General features: G+C 57.9%; 14 protein-coding genes. All 14 read right to left on the bottom strand.

Going from position 1 to position 16603, the window contains the following annotated elements:
* Nucleotides 1-49: 49 nt before the first annotated feature.
* Nucleotides 50-3271 carry an EAL domain-containing protein gene (locus SCT_RS14175; RefSeq protein ID WP_059424244.1) on the bottom strand — a complete coding sequence of 1074 codons (3222 nt, stop codon included), beginning with the start codon at nt 3269-3271 and terminating at the stop codon, nt 50-52.
* A gap of 263 nt (nt 3272-3534) precedes the next feature.
* On the bottom strand, nt 3535-5007 hold the full coding sequence (locus SCT_RS14170; protein ID WP_059424239.1) for an ATP-binding protein: 1473 nt from the start codon (nt 5005-5007) through the stop codon (nt 3535-3537).
* Between the two features lie 3 nt (nt 5008-5010).
* Nucleotides 5011-6153, bottom strand: coding sequence for an FIST signal transduction protein (locus tag SCT_RS14165; protein ID WP_059424233.1), 1143 nt, complete (start codon nt 6151-6153; stop codon nt 5011-5013).
* A gap of 17 nt (nt 6154-6170) precedes the next feature.
* Complete coding sequence (locus SCT_RS14160; RefSeq protein WP_059424230.1) at nt 6171-7244, bottom strand: chemotaxis response regulator protein-glutamate methylesterase; 1074 nt, start codon at nt 7242-7244, stop codon at nt 6171-6173.
* A 48-nt stretch (nt 7245-7292) separates the two neighbouring features.
* The gene (locus tag SCT_RS14155; protein WP_059424228.1) at nt 7293-7787 is read right to left on the bottom strand and encodes a hypothetical protein; all 495 of its coding nucleotides are present in this window, start codon (nt 7785-7787) and stop codon (nt 7293-7295) included.
* Complete coding sequence (locus SCT_RS14150) at nt 7784-8590, bottom strand: protein-glutamate O-methyltransferase CheR (RefSeq protein WP_059424226.1); 807 nt, start codon at nt 8588-8590, stop codon at nt 7784-7786. The genes SCT_RS14155 and SCT_RS14150 overlap by 4 nt, the downstream gene beginning before the upstream one ends.
* A gap of 10 nt (nt 8591-8600) precedes the next feature.
* Nucleotides 8601-9344: an MBL fold metallo-hydrolase gene (locus SCT_RS14145; protein ID WP_059424224.1), complete on the bottom strand. Its 744-nt coding sequence runs from the start codon at nt 9342-9344 to the stop codon at nt 8601-8603.
* A complete protein-coding gene (locus SCT_RS14140) occupies nt 9344-9952 on the bottom strand; it encodes a methyl-accepting chemotaxis protein (RefSeq protein ID WP_059424222.1) in 609 nt (202 codons plus the stop codon). Before SCT_RS14140 ends, SCT_RS14145 begins: the two co-directional genes overlap by 1 nt.
* A 106-nt stretch (nt 9953-10058) precedes the next feature.
* Entirely contained in the window at nt 10059-10604 is a 546-nt protein-coding gene (locus tag SCT_RS14135) for a chemotaxis protein CheW (RefSeq protein ID WP_059424220.1), read from the bottom strand.
* A 9-nt stretch (nt 10605-10613) separates the two neighbouring features.
* Nucleotides 10614-12266, bottom strand: a complete 1653-nt coding sequence (locus tag SCT_RS14130) for a methyl-accepting chemotaxis protein (protein ID WP_059424218.1) — start codon at nt 12264-12266, stop codon at nt 10614-10616.
* A 26-nt stretch (nt 12267-12292) separates the two neighbouring features.
* Nucleotides 12293-14527: a chemotaxis protein CheA gene (locus SCT_RS14125; RefSeq protein ID WP_202812165.1), complete on the bottom strand. Its 2235-nt coding sequence runs from the start codon at nt 14525-14527 to the stop codon at nt 12293-12295.
* Nucleotides 14528-14625: 98 nt separating this feature from the next.
* A complete protein-coding gene (locus tag SCT_RS14120) occupies nt 14626-14934 on the bottom strand; it encodes a lipid asymmetry maintenance protein MlaB (RefSeq protein WP_059424216.1) in 309 nt (102 codons plus the stop codon).
* A gap of 15 nt (nt 14935-14949) precedes the next feature.
* Complete coding sequence (locus SCT_RS14115) at nt 14950-15318, bottom strand: response regulator (protein WP_059424214.1); 369 nt, start codon at nt 15316-15318, stop codon at nt 14950-14952.
* Nucleotides 15319-15327: 9 nt separating this feature from the next.
* Complete coding sequence (locus tag SCT_RS14110; RefSeq protein ID WP_059424212.1) at nt 15328-16524, bottom strand: methyl-accepting chemotaxis protein; 1197 nt, start codon at nt 16522-16524, stop codon at nt 15328-15330.
* Nucleotides 16525-16603: the final 79 nt, after the last annotated feature.

The raw sequence follows: 16603 nt of genomic DNA, 5'->3' as shown, positions 1-16603 counted from the left end.
TATCTTGGGAAAAAAGATAACCTTTCAATCCATCGCTCCCGACAGGCTCCTAGGTACGCAACTTCCTGGAACAAAGGCCTTCGTGCTCCAGAAATGCCTCTTTGACTGAGTTGAGCATTTCCCTGTCATCCCAGGGCTTGGTGATGTATTTGTAAATTGCGCCTTGATTGAAGGCCTCAGCGATCAGTTTCAGGTCGGTGTAGCCGGAAAGAACAATACGCATCACCTCGGGGTAAAGCCGCTTGACCCTGCTCAAGAATTCGATGCCACTCATTTCCGACATTCCTTGATCTGACAGGATCACGCCGACCCGATGGCTGGCTAGCTGCTCAAACGCCTCGGTCGGACTATGAGCAACCAGAATACGATAACCCTCGTGGCGGAACTGACGGGTCAAGGCAGCCGTAACATTCGACTCATCGTCCACCAGCAACAGCGTACGTTGCCAGCTCTCGTCAGCTTGGCCACTCAGCGTCAGCTTTCGCCCACTCCGCAGCATCTGCTCGAAATCACCGACTGGAACCGGGCGACTGAAAAAATAACCCTGCATTTCGTCGCAGCCATGGCTGCGCAGGTGCTCCAGCTGCCCTTCCGTTTCCACCCCTTCGGCAATGACATTCAACCCCAGGCTGTGCGCCATAGTGATAATGGCGACGACGATGGCGGCATCCTTGGAGTCTCGTGTAATCTCCCGGACGAAAGACTGATCCACTTTCAGCTTGTCGATGGCGAATTGCTTCAGGTAGCTGAGCGAAGAATAGCCGGTGCCGAAATCGTCAATCGAAATTGAAGTCCCTGCATCTTTCAGTTCCCGCAGCACCTTGATTACCCGGTCCGCATCCTCCATCATCGCGCTTTCAGTCATCTCCAGTTCCAGATAGCGCCCGTCGATACCCGAGTCCAGCAACACTCCGGTCGTCATCTTGACCAGATGACGCTGCCTGAACTGATGCGCTGACAGGTTCACTGCCACGGGCGGCGTCATCACCCCGGCACCCTGCCAGGCCTTGATTTGAGCGCAGGCCGTCCGCATCACCCATTCACCGATCGGAAATATCAGACCGGTTTCCTCCGCCAGCGGGATGAATTTCGCCGGAGAAACCAGCCCCATTTCCGGATGCTGCCAGCGGATCAATGCCTCGGCACCGATGATCTCGCCACTATGCAGATTAACCTGCGGCTGGTAATACAGCAGCAGTTCACCGTTATCCACCGCATGGCGCAGACTGGTTTCCAGACTCAGCCTCTCGACAGAATTGGTGTTCATACCCTCGTTATAGAAACGGAAAGTGTTGCGGCCGCGCTTTTTGGCGCGGTACATCGCCACGTCGGCATTCTTCAGCAATTCTTCACCACTATCACCGTCCTTGGGGTACAAGCTGATGCCGATACTGGCGCCAATGAATACCTCTCGACCGGAAATACTGAAGGGTCTGGTCAGGGCATCGAGAATCTTCTGGGCAACCGGAATCGCGCTATCGGCTATATCCATTTCCACCAGAATGACAAACTCGTCGCCCCCCAGGCGAGCCACCGTATCGCTGTCGCGCATCAGATCGGTCAGGCGCACCGCCATGCCACGCAACAGTTCATCGCCTGCACCATGACCCAGGCTGTCATTGATTTCCTTGAAGCGGTCAAGATCGAGCAGCAACAGAGCCACCACAGATTTTTCCCGGGCCGCCCGTTCGATCAGCAGACCGATGCGGTCGTTGAGAATGGTACGATTGGCCAGACCGGTCAGAGTATCGTGCGTGGCCTGATGCGCCAGTTGCTCCTCGTGGCGTTTGCGCTCGGTGATGTCCTTGAAGGTCACTACGGCACCGGTAACCTTCTCGCCTTCAAGCATGGGAATGACCGCATAATCCGTATAAAAACCGCTGCCATCCTTGCGCCAGAGCATCTCATCGCTGCCTTGATGGCTAATGCCGTCCTCAATCGCCGCATGCATCGGGCATTCTTCATGCGGAAACAGTGTGCCGTCAGCCTTCCTGCAATGCACGGTGTGATGAAGGGACAAACCAAGCAACTCGTCCACCTGATAACCCAGCATGGATGCAGCCACAGGATTGACGAAGGTAATCATGCCTTCCCTGTCCACCCCGCAAATTCCTTCTCCGGCGGAATCCAGAATCAGCTGATTGCGGTAGCCGAGCTTCTCGAGTTCATGGCTGGACTGCATTACCTGCTTTTGCCATTCCTCCAGGTTATCCGCCATCGCGTCGAACGAGCGCGCCAGCTGGCCCAGTTCCTCTTCGTCATGAGGCAGCCCGGAGCGGACAGTAAGATCGCGCTGGCCCATTCTCCTGGCCGCACTGGACAGAGCCCGAACACGCTTCAGCACCAGCATGTCACCGCCCACCCATGCCAGCGTAAGCACCAGCAGGCCCATCCCCAGCATCAGCAAGACATTGCGGACAAATGCATGATTGGCTTTCGCATACACCCTCTCGGCGGGAATGCCCACCACCGCATAGGCACAACAGCTGGGCCGACTGAACAAGGGAGCAAACGCAAATATCCGCCGGACGCCATCAAGACCGACACCGTCATAAGTTCCCTCACCCTGCAACTGCTGAATTTGCTTGTACAGCGGCAGGGTGGCCATCGACTTGCCGACGTAATTTGCAGGATCGGGATGGTGGGCCAGAATCTTCCCGCCGCCATCGAGCAAGATGGCAACATCCCCTGTTTCCAGGTGCGGGGTTCCAGCCAGGCTCTCATTCAAGGGGTCAAGGTCGAGAAGAACGAATATCACCCCCCAAACCTGTTTGTCGGCATTGAGGAGCGGATAGCCAAAATGAATGCCGCGTTTGGCAGCGATACGGCCAATCTGAAAGTCACCAATGGAAAATTCTCTAGTCGATACAGCTCGCTGAAAAAAGACACGATCCGCCACGTTTACCGGCCCGGGCAACGGCAGCGCGCTGCACACCACTTCGCCGTTGCTGAGCGCGACACCGACATTGGCATAATCCGAGCTGTAACGCAGGATATTCGCCATCACCTTGTTGCAGGGACCCGCCGATTGGGCATCCGGAATTTCCGCCAGGGTCGAAAGACCCTTCAGCAACTGGCGCACGGAGGAGGATGTGGCCCGGTGTCCCTCGGCAACGGTCTGGGCCATCTTCAACGCCTCTTTCTGCGCAGATTCCGCCACTTCCCGCCGCTGCTCAAAGGTAGAATAGAGCACCAGCAGAAAGGCCGGCAATACGGCCACCAGGATCAGCAACATCAACCGCCAGCGCAGACCAAGAATCAGCCGAAACATACCTCTCCCATTATTATTGGTTCAGCTGCAAGTATGATTCCATCTTAATTCATAATTACTTAAACACACACAAATCCGACTCTTTTCAGGGAAAACCCTGACTGAAGTCGCATGAAATCCCCAGGACGACACCGCCCTAAGGAAATTGTGCACCGCTGGTAGGCTTCCTCGGCGATATTACTTGCGGCCAACGGCAGCTTGCAAGTCAGAGCACTGGCTTACCATTCCGTTGAGGTCAGACATTCGAAGTAAACAATGACTCTTTACAAAGTGTTGGGCAACCCTTGGCTGACAGGCAATCTCAAGCGAAAAGTCGTACCCTTGCCGACTTCGCTTTCCACCTCGATTCTGCCCTGGTGTTTCTCGATGATGCCGTAGGAAAGGGACAAACCCAGCCCGGTTCCCTTGCCCACCGGCTTGGTGGTAAAGAAGGGGTCAAAAATCCGCTTTAAATTTTCTGGCGGAATACCTTTACCGGTATCCGTGAATTCGACCCAGACCATTTCATCCTCCGCGCCAGTGCGGATTGTGATGCTGCCACGGCCACTATCGCCAATGGCATGGGAGGCGTTCACCAGCATGTTCATGAACACCTGATTGAGCTGGGAAACCAGACACTCTACCTGTGGAATAACGCCAAATTCCTTGATCACTTCGGCGTTGTACTTGATTTCGCTGTGAACGATGTTGAGCGTGCTGTCGATGCCCTTATGCAAGTCCATCCATTGCCACTCCGCCTGATCGACGTGTGAGAAATCCTTGAGGTCCTGCACAATCTGCTTCACCCGTCCGATTCCCTCGCCGGACTCCCTGAGCAGGTCGCGAACATCCTGTTTCAGATATTCCCAATCCGCCTCCTGCTTCAGCATTCGGATTTCGTCCAGCAGAGCCTGCCCAGCCAGCGCCGACTCGGTGCGCTCGTAGGCATCTGTTACCCGGAACAGTTTTTCCACATATTCCCCGAGGGTACGGAAGTTGGAATTGATGTAACCGATGGGATTATTAATCTCGTGCGCCACCCCCGCCGCCAGCTGGCCAATGGATGCCATTTTTTCCGATTGCAGCAACTGGTTATGCGCTTCTTCGAGCTTCTTGATCAGGGCTTTCTGCTCTTCCTTTTCCAGCCGCAGCGCTTCTTCGGCCTGCTTGCGCGCGGTGATATCGCGGAAGCTCATCACCCTGCCCACGTTATCCACGCCCAGCGGCTGAGGCAGGGAATAGCGCTCGATCACCCTGCCATCGATGCAGTTGAAGGTGTCATAGCATTCCGCTTCAGGGTGCTGGCACAGATAACTTAGTTTTTCCATAAATGCATCGGGATCCGTAACCTGCCCCAACAGATGCTGCATCAAGGAATCATGGCTCCAGAAAGAGAGGACTTCATCCGGCACGCCCCACATCTCGACAAAACGCTGATTGAAGCGCACGGCCCTGGTCTCTTTGTCCAGCGCCAGAATGCCATCGGCGGTAGATTCCAGAGTGGTGCCCAGCAACGACAGAAGATTTTCCAGTTGCTCCTCGGCATGCTGCCGCTCGACGAGCTGAGTACGCAGGTCGGTGTTGCGCTCGGTGAGTTCCTGCGACATCAGCTCCAGCGAATGCTCGATCAGCAAACGATCGGCATCGGCACTTTCATAGGCTTCGTTCACCGCAGCGAGGAACAGCGACAACCCCTCCGGCATGGCGGCCTGGCCATCGAGAAAGCGGCTGATCTGCCTCTGTAGCAAACGATGCACGGTCTAATTCTCCGAAAAAGTGGTGATGGTCATGGTCTGATTATGCAGCTCGCAGCCGGTGATCGCATCGTGGGGGCAAATCTCGCCGTAGGAATAGAAACCGGTCAGCACGGCGTGCGATCCCAATACCTCGCGCACGCCTTCAACCTCTTCTTCGATGCGCTGTTTGAGCACCAGTTTGCGCCCCACGCAACTGATCAGGATCGCCAGATCAGGGGGCGTACTCCCCAGCGCTTCATGGCTCGCCTTGGCCGCACCGCTCGCACCGTCCACCAGTCGATCGAAATTAGCCTTCATCAGACGGGCGTGAGCGCCTTCCGGCATATCCCCGGCGAAGGTCATGCTTTGTGCTGCCTCGTCGATTCCAAGCACGGTGCGCACCAGGCTGTGGCCTCCTTCTGCGTTGCGCAACTCCAGAGGAAACAGCAAAGCTGTGGCAGGCAGGCCCGCCGCATGATCGCCCAGGTAGTTCTTGTACAGCCCCAGCGCCGACTGGCCGTCCAGCTCGTACAGGACATTGCCGCTGGATTTCGTGACCAGGCGCTCCGGGCCGAAAACGTCCCAGCCCCCGAGGGAGCCATAACCCACCTTGAGACGCTCGCCATAGAAACCCAGCGCCACGATTTTTCCTTCCGCCACATGGCCATCGGCACACACCAGGGTATGCTGGAAACGGCCACCATCGCCAGCCAGCCCGCCCGTGACCGCTACCCTTAGGGGCAGATTCTCACGCAATCCTTTCGCCAGTTCGCTACCGTTCACCCTGAGGCCGTCCGACAGTACCAGCACATGCGTCAGCCCCTCCTGATCAAGTGACTGCGCAAGACGCACGCCGACATCGTAACTGTCCTGCATCTGCCCGATATCAGCCTGCGCCATTTCAATCCGGGTGTGCTCGAACTGTACGGCAGTGGTGACGAGCGATTCGTCGCGCACCCGCGTGGCGCAAATCTCGCCCGCAGTGGAGCAGCCCATGATCAGCGCCTTGGGGTAGCGCTGTTTCGTATCCTGCAGCCACGCCGCCTCGCGCAATTTCTCCACACCGCCAAAAACCAGCACCCATTGTGCATCGCCGCCATTCAGGGTACTTACCCCTTCAGTCTGCCAGCCATCGCTTTCCGTCCAGTAACGTTGTTCTATTTTCATAGATTTCCATGCCCGCGTTAACCCGACAAAATCGCCCGTGGAATGTCCTGCAACCCCATCACCCGGTCAACACCTCCCAGCTTGATCGCTTCCTTCGGCATCCCGAACACCACGCAGGTTGCCTCATCCTGAGCGATAGTGGGCGCACCGGCCTCGTGCATCTCTTTCATCCCCCTGGCGCCATCGTCACCCATGCCGGTCATGATGAAGCCGGTAGCGTTCTTGCCGGCGAATTTCGCCACCGAGCGGAACAGCACATCCACCGAGGGACGATGGCGGTTGACCAGTGGGCCGTCTACCACTTCGACATGGTAGTAGGCACCGCTACGCTTCAACAGCATGTGCTTGCCGCCCGGTGCGATCAGCGCGAGTCCCGGAATGACCCGGTCATTGTGCCGTGCCTCGCGCACCTCAATCTGGCACAGTTCGTTGAGGCGCGCGGCAAATGAAGCCGTGAATTTCTCCGGCATGTGCTGGACGATGACAATGCCGGGGCAAACCCTCGGCAGCGCAGTGAGCACCGCTTCCAGCGCCTGGGTGCCGCCGGTGGAGGTGCCGATGGCGACGATACGCTCGGTAGTCTGCGCCATGGCATGGCTACCGGGAGCGGCCAAAATGGCATCGGCATTGAGTTTTGGTGCGGGCGCCATCTTCACCGCAGCGATCGGCGCGGCTTTCAGCCGCTTGACGTTGGCCATAGCCGCAGCGCGCACTGCCGTCACCAACTCATGAGAGGATTCTTCGAGGAAGCGCTTGAGACCAACTTGCGGCTTGGTGATAATCTCCACGGCACCCGCCTCGAGCGCCTGCATCGTCGTCGCAGCCCCCTTTTCAGCCAGCGAGGAACAGATCACCACCGGGGTGGGGTGTTCAGCCATGATTTTCTTCAGGAAGGTGATGCCGTCCATGCGCGGCATCTCGATGTCGAGCACGATCACATCCGGCCATTGCTTGTTCATCCGATCGATCGCGAAGATCGGGTCGGAGGCCGCGCCGATCACCTCGATGTCTGGCTCCTGATCGAGGATGGCCTGTACCACTTGGCGCACCACGGCCGAATCATCCACCACCATTACCTTGATTTTTTTCATGAAAATATTCCAGGTGCCTGATAAACAGGTTGCAGGAGCACTGAATACTTAAATTTTTTCATGCTTTACCCAGACGTTACCATCGCGCAAATCCAGGATAACGCGGCGATGTCCGCTGCCGCCAGCGTCTTCGCTCTGGATGCGAAAAGCGTTAGCCGACAGCAGACTTCTGGCTGCCTCAATATTCCGTATGCCCACCTCGGAAGCCTTCTTGCCGGTTATTTGAGGAAACATGCGGCAGCCGCCGAACAGCTTGGTCTGGTATTCATCCGGGCGGGTATTGCGCTGCCTGATTTCCTGCATGAACAGTTGCATCGCCTCGTCGGCATAACGACCGTCTAACCCGGATGATTGCTGTCCACCCCGGCTGGGCAACATGAAATGACACATGCCACCGATATGCAAAACCGGGTGCCATAGCGTAATCGCCACGCAGGATCCCAGCAGGGTGTGCATGCGAGTGCTGCCGCCACCAAACTGGAACTCTCCCGGCTTCAGGTAGATTTCAACTGGAGCAACCGTCTGCAACGTGGCCTGACTCATGGCTTGCGATAAATGGACGGCGACAGCACTTGCAACGTATCCACGACACCGTTCAGGCTTTCCGAATGGCTGATCAGAAAATGTCCACCCGGCCTGAGCAGGGGCAGGAGCCGTTGCATCACCTGGCGCTTGGTTTCCATATCGAAATAGATCATCACATTGCGCAGAAAAATGAGGTCGAACTCGCCCAGTGCCGGCAATGACTGATTCAGGTTGACCTGCATGAAATTCACCCGGCTGCGCAGTTTCTTATCCACCAGCAGGGTATTTTCCTGCGAGCCCACCCCTTTCAGGCAATAGCTGGACAGATGCTCACGGGAAATGCCGCTGGCCCGCTCCATGGGGTAATGCCCGGCACGAGCCTTGTCCAGCACCCGCGTGCTGAGATCCGTGGCTACCACCTCCCACGGCCCTTCGCCCAGATGGTCCGCAAGCACCATGGCGATACTGTAGGGCTCCTCGCCGCTGGAACAGGCTGCGCTCCACACCCTGAAACTGCGACCCGGCTTGTGGCTGGACAGAATCTTGGTGCTCAGAAAATCGAAATGCTTGGGCTCGCGGAAAAAATAGGTCTCGTTGGTGGTGAGCAGGTCCACCGCTACCTGCAGTTCAGCCGTATTGTGCTGACCGGTGAGCAACTTGAAGTACTCCGCATAGCTGCCAAGTTGATGCTGGTTCAGGCGCTTTGCCAGCCGCCCGCACACCAGCGCCTTTTTCGCCGGCGACAGGTAGATGCCGGCCAGTTTGTGGATCAAGCCCTGGAACTGGCTGAACTCCTGATCGCTGATATTGATCGTAGCCATCGCGACTCTTCTAATCCTTGATGCCGGAGCCGACTTCCAGCTCGGAGAACCAATCGATAAATCTCTTCACGTCCTCGCCACGGTAAATCGCACCGTGCTGTGGACATAGCATGTCGATGTCGAGACGACTGACACGCTCGCACCAGTTCAGCTTGGCCGAATTCGACCCCATCCAGCGGCGGTGGAAACCCTGGGCATGTCGGATGTGACGATCGAAATTCTCAACGAACAGGCTATCTTCGCCCGGCGGCAGCATAGCCGCGCCAACGTCGCCAGAAAACAGGATTTTTGCCTTGGCGTCATAAAGATTGAAATTGCCGGAAGAGTGCAGATAATGTGCCGGCACCGCCTCCAGAGTGAGATTGCCGAGTGGAATACTCATGCCTTCATCGGGAATGGGAATGAAGGTATCCTCCTTGCCACCGAAATGGGGAACAAATGTCGCCCACAGCCAGCTCAGGTAGCACTTCAGGTCGGGATTGAAATCCAGCCACAGCGCCAGTGCGGAAATGATGTCCGGGTCCTGGTGCGAGGCAAATAACCGGCTGATGCGGTAAGGATCGAATTCCGCGCTGATCGCGGAAAACACCGCAGAAAAGATTTCCATCCCGCCCGGATCGGTCAGGATCGCTTCGTTACCATTGATCACCAGGTATTCGTTGGTATCGATCAAATAGTTGGGCTTTTCTGGGTCACGTGAAATCGCAGCCCATTTGTGGGGGCCATTTTCGTAGATGAATTCAAGTTTTTTCATTATTCCGCCAGTTGCGTGCGCAGCAATTTCAGAGTGGAGAAAATCTCGTTTACCGTTTCCTCGATCTGGTTTGCCACCTGCTTCAGGGTGGCGCTCATGTCGCCACCGTACACCGCCTCGATCTTGGCGCTACGCGATAGTGCGCCGCCGGTTTCGCACATCTGCAAGACGCGGCCAAGCTGGATTTGCAGCTTGTGCCAATCGCTTCTGATTTCCTGCCCGGTCGATCCCATTGTCTCTTCCTTGCGCGCCAGCATCGGCGCCACCAGGTCGGCACCAGGTCCGCCATGCGCCACGGTATTCAGCCAATGACGCCGCTCGCGGCTCTGCTTCTGCATTGCGGCTGCATCGCGTACCAGCCCGAAAATCAAGGCGCCCAGACCGGTCATCGCGACTTCCAGCTTGCGACTGAACACCCTTAGCTCCGAGGAAACCACCGCGAAGCCGCGCGACTTCTCGCCTGAACGTTTGGCGACCAGCATCGCATTGAGGGCAACCAGATTCACCTCGGATGAAATCCGGATCACTTTCTTGATATCCTCGTTGACCATCACCACACGGCGCAGGTCGGCTGCCTGGTCGGCGGTATCGTCCTTGATCTCTCCCATGACAACCTCTTTCTTCTCATCAAGCCCACGGCAATGTAGCCTCGATGCAGCGCAGCGGAATCGAGGAACTCCCGGATTTCGCTGCGCTTCATCCGGGCTACTGATTTTATGCCGGCAATGCCATCATTTCCGGTTCGGTGCCGCCCACCTGCCCGAGCATCGCCATTTCATCAATTGAAAGCACATGGTTGACGTTGAGGATAACCACGAATTTGCCGGCGATCTTGCCCATGCCGCTGATGAAATCAGCGCGGATCTTGGCGCCGAATGAGGGAGCCCGCTCGATCTCGGCACGCGGAATCTCCAGCACCTCGTTAACGGTATCCACCACCACGCCGACATCCTGCTTATCTCCATCGGACTCGATCTCGATGATCACGATACAGGTACGCTTGGTGACCGGGGTGGTTTGCCTGCCGAAGCGCACGGTCAGATCCACCACCGGCACCACGCTGCCGCGCAGGTTGATCACGCCGCGGATAAACTCCGGCATCATCGGCACCGTGGTCAGGCTGCCGTATTCGATGATTTCCTTGATGTTGAGGATGGGAATGGCGAACATTTCCCCGCCCAGCAGGAAAGTCAGGTACTGGTTATGCCCTTCCTCGCCGGCATCAAGCTGATGCTGCTCCGCCTGTATGATTGCACCCATGGCCACCTCCTAGAACTTAACGAATTCAAGCTCGCTCGGTGCGGCACCGTGCACCTTTTGCGACAGCTTGTCGGTCATGTGCGCGACCGACTGCCTGCTCTTGCCGGCAGCCTTTTTCACCGGCTGCCTCGATGCGGAACCGGCGCCCCCCTCGAGCTTGAAGAAGGCCATCAGTTGCTGCAGCTGCTCGGCCTGGCCGCTCATTTCCTCGGCGGTGGCCGCCAGCTCTTCCGAAGCGGAGGCGTTCTGCTGCGTAGTCTGGTTGAGCTGGTTCATGGCGGTGTTGATCTGGCCGACGCCGGATGACTGCTCTTCCGAAGCGGCGGTGATTTCCTGCACCAGGTCGGAAGTCTTGTTGATCGAGGGCACGATCTCGTCCAGCAGCTTGCCCGCCTTCTCTGCCAGCTGCACGCTGCTGGAAGCCACTTCGCCAATTTCCTGCGCCGCTACCTGGCTGCGCTCGGCCAGCTTGCGCACTTCCGCCGCCACCACCGCGAAGCCCTTGCCGTGCTCGCCGGCGCGCGCCGCTTCGATTGCGGCGTTGAGCGCGAGCAGGTTGGTCTGGTAGGCGATGTCGTCGATGATGCCTATCTTGGCGGCGATCTGCTTCATGGCAGCGACCGTGGACCTCACCGCCTCACCGCCCTCGGTAGCTTCCTTCGCCGCCTTCGAGGCCATGCCGTCAGTCACTTTGGCGTTTTCGGTATTCTGGCTGATCGAGGCACTCATCTGTTCGATCGAGGCACTGGTTTCTTCCACGCTCGCCGCCTGCTCTGAGGAGCCCTGGGACAGCGACTGTGCCGTGGCACTGACTTCTTCCGATGCGCTGGAAAGGCTGTCTGCCGACCCCCTCACCTCGGTAATGATCTCTGTCAGCTTGGCCACCATGTTCCGCATCGCCTCCAGCAACTGGCCGGTTTCGTCCCTCGATGTGACCTCGATCTTCACCGCCAGATCACCCTCGGCCAATTGGTTGGCCACCCCCAGCGCCTTGCCGATGGGCAGGGTGATGGCACGGCTGACGATGAAGGCGGCCAAAGCACCCAGAATCAAGGCGGCCACCCCCAGGGAAATAATCAGGTTACGGGCCGAAATGTAGGCTTTTTCCGCCGCATCGGCAGCCTCGTCATTCAGCTTCGTTTCCAATTCCGCCAAGGCATCCAGGTCATCCAGTTGCTTGCGCTGGGCAGGCCGCACTTCCTTGAGCAGAGTAGCCGTGGCTTCCGCCGCCTTGTTCTCCATCCCCAGCTGAATTGCCTTGTCCACCAGGGGTTTGGCGGCCTTCAAGTCTTCACCGATCTTGGCCAGGAGCTGCTTTTCTTCCGCCGAGGTGCCGGGCAGTTCGTTGAACATTTTTTCCAGCTTGTCCCGTGCCTCGGAATACTTCGTTCGTTGCGCATCGATGCGGTCTTTTTCCTTCTGCATCTCCGACATTTCGGTCAACAAGGCAATGTTGCGCACCGCCACGGAAATGTTGCGCACTGCACCACGCATCTCAACGACATGCTTGAGCTCGACGTTGTTTACCTTGGTTATATTGTTCACCCCGTCATACATAACGGACATGCGGCTGAGGGCGATCAGGATGATGCCCACCATTATCAGCAACAGCACTCCGAATCCCAATCCTAAACGCATCCCGATTTTCATGTTTTTGAACATGGTGTTACCCCTCTCACACGATTGAACTACTTAAGCAATGCTACCAATTTTTCCTGTCCCGCCGATTTTGCTTCCTGGTTCACCGAGCGCTGGATCAGCGCCGGCACGTCCAGGATCAGCGCCACTTCGCCGCTGCCGAGGATGGTCGAGCCGCTGACTCCCCTGAGGTTGCCGAATATCTTTCCCAGCGGCTTGATCACGGTCTGGAATTCGCCCATCAGTTCGTCCACCACCAGACCTGCCTTCTGCCCGGCGTATTGCACCACCACGATGTTCTCGCGCCGCCCGGCCTTGCCCTGCTCGCGGAAGTGATCGCGCAGACGAATGAACGGCAGCACCGTGCCGCGCAGGTTGATGTAGTTGCGCTCGCGGGTTTCCTGGCGCTCCGCTTCGCTGAGCTCGATGCATTCCATCACCATGTCGAGCGGCACGACGTAGGAAGCGCTGCCCACTCCCAGAAGGAAGCCGTCGATAATCGCCAGGGTCAGCGGCAGGCGGATACGGATAGTGGTGCCGACGCCCTGCACGCTATCGATCTCGATCATGCCGCGCAGCGCCTCGATGTTGCGCCGCACCACGTCCATGCCGACGCCGCGCCCTGAAATGCTGGTGACGGCATCGGCGGTAGAAAAGCCGGCTTCAAATATCAGCGCATACACTTCCTGATCGGTGAGGCTCTGATTGGGGCCAACCAGGCCGCGCTCGATAGCCTTGGCGAGGAGCTTGTCGCGGTTCAACCCGCCGCCATCGTCGCCAACTTCGATCACGATGCTGCCCGACTCGTGGAAGGCGTTAAGCCGGACTGTTCCCTTTGCCGATTTGCCGCGCTGCTGGCGTAATTCTGCGGATTCAATGCCATGGTCCATGGAGTTGCGTACCAAGTGCATCAGCGGGTCGCCGATTTTCTCCACCACCGATTTATCCAGCTCGGTTTCGGCGCCACCGATCTCCAGCCCGATTTCCTTGCCCAGATCATTGCTGACATCGCGCACCACGCGGTGGAAGCGATTGAAGGTTTCGCCGATCGGCACCATCCGCAGCTGTAATGCGCCATCGCGGATTTCTTCCACCAGCCGTGACATGGTCGAGGTTGCCTCGTGCAGCATCGTGTCGCGCGAACGCTGTGACAGCAGAGCAGCCGAAGCGCTGGCGATGACCAGTTCCCCGACCAGATTGATGAGGTCGTCGAGCTTGTCGGCGTGGACACGGATGTAGCGGCTTTCCTGCGCCTTGTTATCCCGCGCCTGCTTCTGTTTCCCCAGCGCCGCGTCCACCAGTTCCTTCTGCACCATCCCTTCCTGCACCAGGATTTCGCCGAGCGGCGGCACCGGTGGAACATGCTCGCCAGACTGTGCATCTTCCGCTATGCAGGAACGCATGGCCTGACATATCAGCATCTCGTCCAGTTCCTTCTGCGTCACAACGCCGCTGTTGATCAGGATATCGCCCAAGCGCACCTTGTCCTCGGGCAGATCATTGATCAACTGAATATATTCCGTCACCCGGCTGTGTGGCGGCAGGATGCGCAGATTGCAGTCGTCGCGCACGAACTCGAACACCCCTTCGATCATCGTCTTGTCGGCAGTGCTGCGAAAATCGATCTCGAAACCAAGATAGCAGCATTCGGGGTCCATCTGTTCGGCGAGGGGCATGGCGTCGGGCAGGGTAGTGACGCTGACGATCTCGCCCAGGGTGGCAAGGTAACGAAGGAACGAGAGCGGGTCCATGCCGTTCTTCAGCACGTCATGGCCGAAGCGCAGCGAGATGTGCCAGGTATCGCTACCCACCAGGCCGCCGCCGCTGGACTGCAGCGGGGCATCATGCGGCTGCGTCACGCTGGACTGGGTGATCTGGACACCCTGACCCTCCCCCGCAAGGTAAGTTTTCAACTGTTGCAGCAAGGCCTCCCCAGCGGCGCAGGTAGCCTCATCCGGCTCTACACCCTGCCCTGCGATCTGCTCCACCAGGATGGCGATATGGTCGCCCGAAGAAAGCAGAAGAGCGATCAGATTACTGTCGACCGGCACCTCTCCATTGCGCACCTTGTCGAGCACGTTCTCAGCAACATGAGTGAAGGCAACGATCGTGTCCAGACCGAACAATCCTGCCGATCCCTTTATGGTGTGCGCAGCGCGAAACACCGCACCGATCGCTTCCTTGTCGTCCGGTTCGGACTCCAGGTTGAGCAGCGCCTCTTCCATCGCCTGCAACAGTTCACGGCACTCGATCAAGAACGTCTGCAGGGCATCATCCATGTTCATGCCGGTTCCCCCTTGTTATTCAAATTCGTCGCAGGAGACCCGCTCTCGAGCCGATTGCATCGCGGCGAGGGCGCCGCTCCTACAAATAGGATTAATCATTACGGCATCACCACCGGGTCGCCGAAGTAGGCCGCCATGTGGAACAAATCCATCACTTCCAGCGTTGCCGGGCTGTGTTTAACCAAGCGCATCGGCCTGCCGATCTTCTCTGCTTCACGCTTGGCCAGCACCAGCAACTGGAAACCGGTGGTATCCATCTCGCTTACCCCGGACAGGTTGATTTCCATCTCGGTGCAGTGGCCCAGGCACTCCAGCAGCGCCTGCTTATGCTCGAGCGCATGGTAAATGGTCATTTCGCCTTCCACCTTGACCCGGTAGATGCCGTTATCCACGTCGTGCGAGATCATCTTGCCCCCTTCGCTTTACGGCAAAATCAGCTTGGATGCCGCCGCCAGCAGTTGCGCCGGCTGGAATGGCTTGACCACCCAAGCCTTGGCGCCCGCCGCCTGTCCTTCCTGCTTTTTTCCATCCTGAGATTCGGTGGTGAGCATGATCACCGGCGTGAACTTGTAGTTCGGCATCTGCTTGACGTTCTTGACGAAAGTAATGCCGTCCATATTAGGCATGTTGACGTCGCTGATGATCAGGTGCACCTTCTGCCCGATCAGTTTGGAGATGGCATCCTTGCCATCGCAAGCCTCGATCACCTCGTAGCCCGCGCCGCGCAGCGCGATACCGACCACCTGCCGCAGTGAAGCGGAATCATCCACGATCATGACGGTTTTAGACATGATTACCTCCTAGAAGAAAGTGATTTCTGCATCAGCCGCAGCGCTGCTGGCTGCCACACCATGATGGTTACGGCGCTGTTCCCGTGTGGTGTAACTACGTTCCATCGCGCCCAGTAATCCAGCGACATCGAGCGGAGCTGCCTGGCCGTTCTGGCGCTGGGCCTGATTTGTTTTGAGGTTCTGGTGCAGGCTACCCAAGTTGCCGCATACATGGGAGAGAATCTGGCTCATCCGGTCTTGGAACTGCATGTGTACCAAGGCATCGGAAATTTCCTCGCGGATGCCATCGCTCTCGCGCTGCAACAGATCGGCTGAATCGGACAGGCGCCCGGTCACATCCTGGAACCGTGACAGCACGTCGCGGATCGCTGCGTCGGAATCAGCCACCGAGTGGACGTCCTCATCGGCGGATTTTTCCGCAGCCTCGAAAACGGAAGTGATCGCGGAATTGATGACACCGACCTTGTCCGCCATTTTCTTGCCGGTATCGCTGGACAGATTGGACAGCTTGCGCACCTCGTCCGCCACTACTGCGAACCCCCGGCCGGCTTCACCAGCCCGCGCCGCTTCGATGGCGGCATTGAGCGCCAGCAAATTGGTCTGGGAAGCGATTGCCGCCACATCCGCCGCCATTTTCTTCAACTCGTCGGTATACCCAGTCAGTTCCCGCACCTCTTTCACCATGGCACGACGGCTTTCCAGCGCCTCTGCCAGTGAATGGATCACGGCCTTGAGTTCAGCCTCGCTATGGGCCAGCACCGCGACGATGCCACCCTCGCCGTCGCCGCTCACCCCGCCTGCCGTTTTCTGGGAAGCGACGACGGAGGCTTCCAGCTTGCTGACAATGCCGGAGAACTCCTCGGACAGCGCCATGATGGCTTCTTCGGTCTGGCTGCGTGCGGTTTCGATCTGCTTCACCCAGATCGGCAAAGCCTGGTCACAAACCTGCTCCAGGCCTTCGACATGGCTTCTCACCGCCGCTTCCCGGCATTCCTGTTGAGCCTGAGACCGGGCATCCTCGGCAGCGCGGTTGAGTGCAGCGCGGTGCCGCCCTGCTCCCCACCAGCCGCAGGTGGCTGCCACAGCCATTACCCCTGCCGCCAGAAAAATGCTTTGACTGCCCACCCCGGCCGTAACCTGCAGCGCCACGGCGCCGGCAGTGCCGGCAATCAGCGGCAGCGTCCACACCCATGCGTTATTGCTCATCGTCTGCACGATTCCATTCCCCCTCTTTCGGTCTACCATGCAACACTTTTCACAACTTCATGGTGCGCGGAAACACGGG

It is taken from the genome of Sulfuricella sp. T08, from assembly GCF_000971475.1.
Taxonomy (GTDB): Bacteria; Pseudomonadota; Gammaproteobacteria; order Burkholderiales; family Sulfuricellaceae; genus Sulfuricella.
This window is presented reverse-complemented; position numbering and strand designations above follow the sequence as displayed.

Bases quoted from the DNA above. Each gene is read 5' to 3' on its own strand.
- SCT_RS14160 (WP_059424230.1), bottom strand. From the start codon at position 7,244: ATGAAAAAAATCAAGGTAATGGTGGTGGATGATTCGGCCGTGGTGCGC.
- SCT_RS14175 (WP_059424244.1), bottom strand. From the start codon at position 3,271: ATGTTTCGGCTGATTCTTGGTCTGCGCTGGCGGTTGATGTTGCTGATC.
- SCT_RS14125 (WP_202812165.1), bottom strand. From the start codon at position 14,527: ATGAACATGGATGATGCCCTGCAGACGTTCTTGATCGAGTGCCGTGAA.
- SCT_RS14135 (WP_059424220.1), bottom strand. From the start codon at position 10,604: ATGGGTGCAATCATACAGGCGGAGCAGCATCAGCTTGATGCCGGCGAG.
- SCT_RS14150 (WP_059424226.1), bottom strand. From the start codon at position 8,590: ATGGCTACGATCAATATCAGCGATCAGGAGTTCAGCCAGTTCCAGGGC.
- SCT_RS14115 (WP_059424214.1), bottom strand. From the start codon at position 15,318: ATGTCTAAAACCGTCATGATCGTGGATGATTCCGCTTCACTGCGGCAG.
- SCT_RS14155 (WP_059424228.1), bottom strand. From the start codon at position 7,787: ATGAGTCAGGCCACGTTGCAGACGGTTGCTCCAGTTGAAATCTACCTG.
- SCT_RS14165 (WP_059424233.1), bottom strand. From the start codon at position 6,153: ATGAAAATAGAACAACGTTACTGGACGGAAAGCGATGGCTGGCAGACT.
- SCT_RS14140 (WP_059424222.1), bottom strand. From the start codon at position 9,952: ATGGGAGAGATCAAGGACGATACCGCCGACCAGGCAGCCGACCTGCGC.
- SCT_RS14130 (WP_059424218.1), bottom strand. From the start codon at position 12,266: ATGTTCAAAAACATGAAAATCGGGATGCGTTTAGGATTGGGATTCGGA.
- SCT_RS14110 (WP_059424212.1), bottom strand. From the start codon at position 16,524: ATGAGCAATAACGCATGGGTGTGGACGCTGCCGCTGATTGCCGGCACT.
- SCT_RS14145 (WP_059424224.1), bottom strand. From the start codon at position 9,344: ATGAAAAAACTTGAATTCATCTACGAAAATGGCCCCCACAAATGGGCT.
- SCT_RS14120 (WP_059424216.1), bottom strand. From the start codon at position 14,934: ATGATCTCGCACGACGTGGATAACGGCATCTACCGGGTCAAGGTGGAA.